The sequence below is a fragment of the Psychromonas hadalis ATCC BAA-638 genome, from assembly GCF_000420245.1.
GTDB lineage: Bacteria > Pseudomonadota > Gammaproteobacteria > Enterobacterales > Psychromonadaceae > Psychromonas > Psychromonas hadalis.
Genome location: NZ_ATUO01000316.1, coordinates 1 through 1,620, shown reverse-complemented (window position 1 = coordinate 1,620; position 1,620 = coordinate 1). Strand labels below are relative to the sequence as shown.

Below are 1,620 nucleotides of genomic sequence, written 5' to 3'. Positions count from 1 at the left end.
ATTCGTTCTAAATTGGTTATTTGTGTGGCTCAAAATAGAGGCTAATGTTTATTTAACAGTGCCTTTAAGTTATTGTATCGCTTGGTTTTACCAGTGTTGCATCTAACAAGCAATTCAACGGGACACGCAACAGTTGGCCGCGTTCACTCCGTTCACAATTATGGCCAACTATTACTTAGCCCGTTAATTGGGCGTTATGTTTATCAAGGAGAGATTCATTAAATCTATAAAATCAATAATACTGCTAGGTTTACCTTTAATGATATCAGCTTGCCAAAGCGATACAGTTGAAACTGAAACTGTATGCACTACTAGCCTTGAACCTGGAATTATCATCGAAATTGTTGATAAAGCATCTAACGATCCAATTAGTTGCGGTGCTTCAGTGATTTTGCAAGACTCTAGCTATGATGAAGTGTTAACGCATCCGCAAGACTCAGCTTGCAGTGATGATATGAATTTATCGGGTGCATATGAAAGGTCTGGTTTTTATAACGTAACAGTCTCTAAAGAAGGGTATGAGGATTGGTATGCTTATGATGTCGAAATTGAATCTGGTACATGTCATGTCAAAACCATCAGCCTTAAAGCAAGTATGGAAAGAAAATAAACATAACAAGGCAATTAAACGGAACTAAAACAGTGGGTTACGTTTCGCTACACATTTTAACCCACTGTTTTAGTCCGCTTATTGCGGCGTTAGCTTACTTTCTGAGGTTATGTGAATAACGATATATATCAAAAACAATATGATTTTGAACTGGAGCAACGTAATAGTATTGCTTCGGCAACTAATATTCCTGTTGTAGCTCTCACAGTAATTGGTAGTGCGCTGTCGACAATGATTGTTGGGTTTAAATACAATAATCATTTAATTGGATACGCATTTATATTACTTAGCATTGCATCTGTATTGCTAATGTTTGTGGCGCTGTATTATTCGGTCAGGTCATTTCATGGTTACTCATATCAAAAGATACCTCCAGCAAAAGACATGGAAGCACATTATTCCGACTTATTGAGTTGGCATTCAGAACAAAGCGAAGATTCTAAAGAAATTGAATATTTAGCAAAGCTAGATTTCAAACAATATTTCAATGAAAGACTTTCTGAAGCTGCCGAGCATAATGGTAGTAATAATATACAACGTGGTAACTACTTACATGATGCTACTAGATCTGTTGTAATTTCATTTGTATTTATTGCCTTATCTGCTCCTATCTATGTAATAAATAATGTTAAAAATAACACAGATATAAACAAAGTAACTATCGTAAACCATCAACAATTAAAAGCGGAGAATATTACTATGGCAACTAAGCCTGAACCTAAAGCACCATCAGCACCAAGTGCTAAACCGATGTCAGCAAAACCAACAGGCCCCCAAAATGTGGTATTCAAGGGGAACTCTGGTGATAGGCCAAAACCAGTTGCATCTTCGAACGTTAATACCAAAAAATAACGTTGTACGTCAGCTAACAAGTCGTTTAAACGGAATAAAAACAGTTGGTTATCGCTACGCGATTTTAACCAACCATTTTTATCCGCTTAACGAGGCGTTAGTTGCCCTAAAAATTGATGTTCTTATTTAATTTTCAAAGGTTATAAATTTGGGTTTAA

2 protein-coding genes are annotated in these 1,620 nt (G+C 36.1%); both read left to right on the top strand.

All coding sequences use genetic code 11. The annotated features are described in order from the left end of the window. The first annotated feature begins 196 nt into the window (after nt 1–196). Nucleotides 197–610 (top strand): carboxypeptidase-like regulatory domain-containing protein, encoded by a 414-nt coding sequence (locus tag G322_RS21535; RefSeq protein WP_156874006.1) that lies wholly within the window; start codon nt 197–199, stop codon nt 608–610. A gap of 111 nt (nt 611–721) precedes the next feature. Further along, nucleotides 722–1,462 (top strand): CD20-like domain-containing protein, encoded by a 741-nt coding sequence (locus tag G322_RS0119215; protein ID WP_022943276.1) that lies wholly within the window; start codon nt 722–724, stop codon nt 1,460–1,462. Nucleotides 1,463–1,620 lie beyond the last annotated feature (158 nt).